This window comes from Mycobacterium sp. TH-M11 (assembly GCF_057473725.1).
Map to the genome: position 1 here is coordinate 1 of NZ_JBYCLD010000288.1, position 3,415 is coordinate 3,415.

General features: G+C 67.1%; 3 protein-coding genes and 1 pseudogene. 2 read left to right on the forward strand and 2 right to left on the reverse strand.

The window, feature by feature from the left end; all coding sequences use genetic code 11:
• Both AC2VOG_RS11900 and AC2VOG_RS11905 read left to right on the forward strand, forming a co-directional pair.
• A pseudogene (locus tag AC2VOG_RS11900) lies at nucleotides 1-134 on the forward strand (type VII secretion protein EsxI); the annotation flags it as partial.
• 291 nt (nucleotides 135-425) lie between these two features.
• Complete coding sequence (locus tag AC2VOG_RS11905) at nucleotides 426-1,256, forward strand: SDR family NAD(P)-dependent oxidoreductase (RefSeq protein ID WP_486940101.1); 831 nt, start codon at nucleotides 426-428, stop codon at nucleotides 1,254-1,256.
• A gap of 13 nt (nucleotides 1,257-1,269) precedes the next feature.
• Here AC2VOG_RS11905 and AC2VOG_RS11910 read toward each other — a convergent pair whose 3' ends face one another.
• Complete coding sequence (locus AC2VOG_RS11910) at nucleotides 1,270-2,118, reverse strand: glycine betaine ABC transporter substrate-binding protein (protein ID WP_486940102.1); 849 nt, start codon at nucleotides 2,116-2,118, stop codon at nucleotides 1,270-1,272.
• On the reverse strand, nucleotides 2,115-3,305 hold the full coding sequence (locus AC2VOG_RS11915; RefSeq protein ID WP_486940103.1) for an NAD(P)-dependent malic enzyme: 1,191 nt from the start codon (nucleotides 3,303-3,305) through the stop codon (nucleotides 2,115-2,117). The genes AC2VOG_RS11910 and AC2VOG_RS11915 overlap by 4 nt, the downstream gene beginning before the upstream one ends.
• Between the last annotated feature and the right edge of the window lie 110 nt (nucleotides 3,306-3,415).

The following is a 3,415-nucleotide window of genomic DNA, read 5'->3' on the forward strand; positions in this document are numbered from 1 at the left end:
AGGAGTTCATCACCCAGTTGGGTCGCAACTTCCAGGTCATCTACGAACAGGCCAACAGCCACGGCCAAAAAGTTCAGTCGGCCGGCAACAACATGTCCTCCACCGACTCCGCCGTCGGCTCCAGCTGGGCCTGACGTCCACTACGCCAACGTCGTTGGCGTTCAACGCAATTCGTGGCGCCGGCAGCGCCCGCACCGAGCGGGCCTGTCGGCGTTTTCGTTGCAGTCGAGTCACAACAGCACCGACGACTGGTTCACCCCATTTTTTGAAATCGTGACCACCTGCGATATCAACCAGGCCCGGCTGTGACGGGTGGGGTTAGCGGAGCAAGGCGACCACACCACCGCAGGGCAGTCCGATCCCGCGCTCGGCGGTACCCGTGGTAACGACTAGCCTGAACGGCAACCTCGCGACAAGGAGCGTCCATGGAAGGCTTTGCCGGAAAAGTTGCCGCAGTGACGGGCGCCGGATCGGGAATCGGCCGGGCGCTGGCTCTCGAACTCGGCCGCTCGGGCGCCTCGCTCGCGATCAGCGACGTCGACCTCGAGGGACTCGCCACCACCGAGGAGCAACTCAAGGCCATCGGCGCTGCGGTGCGCGCCGACCGACTCGACGTCACCGAGCGCGAAGCCTTCGCGATCTACGCCGACACCATCAACGAGCACTACGGCAAGGTCAACCAGATCTACAACAACGCCGGCATCGCCTACACCGGCGACGTCGACATCACCGCGTTCAAGGACATCGAGCGGGTGATGGATGTCGACTTCTGGGGAGTTGTCAACGGCACCAAGGCTTTTCTGCCGCACCTGATCGCCTCCGGCGACGGCCACGTCGTCAACGTGTCCAGCCTTTTCGGGCTGTTGTCAGTGCCCGGGCAGGCCGCCTACAACTCGGCCAAGTTCGCGGTCCGCGGCTTCACCGAGGCACTGCGACAGGAGATGGTGCTCAACCGGGAACCAGTCAAGGTGACGACGGTGCACCCCGGTGGGATCAAGACCGCGATCGCGCGTAACGGCCTGACCGCGCAGGGCGTGGACCCCGCAGCACAGTCGAAGGTCTTCGACAAGCGATTGGCCAGCACCACCCCGGAGCGCGCGGCCGAGATCATCTTGGACGGGGTCCGCAAGAACAAGGCCCGGGTGCTGGTCGGCAACGACGCCGTGGTGATCGATCTGATCGTGCGAATCACCGGATCGGGCTATCAGCGACTGTTCGCCCCGGTCATCGGCAGGATCAAGCCGCCGTCACGCTAGCCAACCCGGCGCATCAGCGGCCGAGCGGATGCTCGTTGAGCCAGGCGTCGGCCACCGCCTGCGGATCGGCGCCCCCGGCGACCTGGCGGCGCATGTCGACCAGCGCGGCGGTATCCAGCACGCCGGCCACCTCGTTGACCGCCAGCAGTTGGCGAGTCGACAACTCGTTGCGGCGGTACAGCGGCACCACGTTCTCGGCCTGCACCAGCGCCGGCTTGCCGTCAGTGAGCACCACCAGATCGCCCGGCACGCTCGGATCGGCCGTGGTGGTCCAGGCCGCCGTCAGCTCGCCCGACTTCACGGCCGCGAAAAGCGTTGCATTGTCCGAGAATTCGCGACTCTCGGGTAGCCGGCACCGCCCCACCGTCGACGGTGTCACCGCACCGGCCAGCGACCCGACGCTCAGCCCGTCGCAGTGGCGGGTCAGCACGCCGAGATCGCTGCCGCCCCACGCCTTCGACGTCGACCCGGCGACCGCCAACGCGGGTTTGTCCTCGGCGGCGGTGGCGTAGTCACCGGCCGCGATACCCTCCGGCAAGGCGCCGATCATCGCCTTGTAGACCTGCGCTTCCGACCGGGCGTCGGCACCCGGCTGGAAGACCTGCAGCACCCGGCCGGTGAGACCGGGGACGACGACGAACGCACCGGTGTCCAACTTGGACAACGGGTCTGGCGCTTGCTGGGTGCGCGCCGGAAAACCGTAGGACCGCAAGGCGCCGGTGTAGACGTCGGCCAGCAGCGTCGACTCGACACCGGCCCGCGACCCGACTACCAGTTCGCCCGGTTGCTGGGCGCGGTGGCCGCATCCCGCGCTCGCCAGCACGACGGTCAACGCCAGCGCGGCGAACCGGCCGGTGTTCACTCCGCGGTATCTGCAGCCGCCGCGACGGCGGCGGCGACCGCCGGCTCGACCCGCGGGTCCAGCGGGCTCGGAACGATGCGATCCATCGCCAAGTCGTCGACGGCGATGGAGTAAATCGCTTCGGCCGCAGCCATTTTCATATTTTCGGTGATTCGGCGGGCCCCGGCGTCGAGTGCGCCGCGGAACACGCCGGGGAAGGCCAGCACGTTGTTGATCTGGTTCGGAAAATCGCTGCGCCCGGTGGCCACAATCGCCGCGTGCCTGGCCGCCACATCCGGCTGGACCTCCGGGTCGGGATTGGACAGCGCGAACACGATGCTCTTGGGCGCCATGGTGGCGATCAGTTCCTCGGGAACCACGCCGCCGGAGACGCCGACGAAGACGTCGGCGTCCTCGATCGCCTCGACCATGCCGCCGGTGCGCCTCTGCGGGTTGGTACGGTCCGCGAGTTCGGCTTTGACACCGTTCATGTCGGCCCGGTCGCGGTGCAGGATGCCCTGCGAATCGAGCACGGTGATATCCGCAATGCCCTTGTTCTGAAGCAGATTGGCACACGCGACGCCGGCGGCGCCGGCACCGCAGACGACCACCCGCAGCCTGGCCATGTCGCGGTTGAGTACGGTCGCGGCGCCCATCAGCGCGGCGAGCACGACGATCGCGGTGCCGTGCTGGTCGTCGTGCATCACCGGGCAATCCAGCGCCTCGATGACGCGACGCTCGATCTCGAAGCAGCGTGGCGCGGCGATGTCCTCGAGATTCACCGCACCGAACGTCGGCCGCAGTCGCACCAGGGTCTCGACGATCTCGTCGGGTTCCTTGGTGTCGAGCACGATCGGGATGGCATCGAGGCCGGCGAACGCCTTGAACAGCCCGCACTTGCCTTCCATCACCGGCAGTGACGCGGCGGGCCCGATGTCGCCCAGGCCGAGCACCGCGCTGCCGTCGCTGACGACCGCGACCAGCCGTCCCGACCAGGTGTAGCGGGCGGCCAGCGTGTGATCGCCGGCGATCGCGCGGCTCACCTGCGCCACACCCGGGGTGTAGGCGATCGACAACGAGCGCTGGGTGTCCAGCGCCATCGTCGAACCGACGGAAAGCTTGCCCCCCGAATGCGCCTCGAAGATCTCCGCATCGGTGATCGCGCCTTCGTCCGCATGGGTCTGTATCGATTCAATCAACTCAGACACGCAGCCCAGCGTACTGACTTACCCATTAGTAGCCCTAATCGACAGCGGTGACACCACCTGGCTCCGAAATCACCCTCGTGCACTCGGCTGAGCAGCAATCGGAGGTGGCC

Coding starts and splice junctions, on each gene's coding strand:
- AC2VOG_RS11905 (WP_486940101.1), top strand. CDS start 426: ATGGAAGGCTTTGCCGGAAAAGTTGCCGCAGTGACGGGCGCCGGATCG.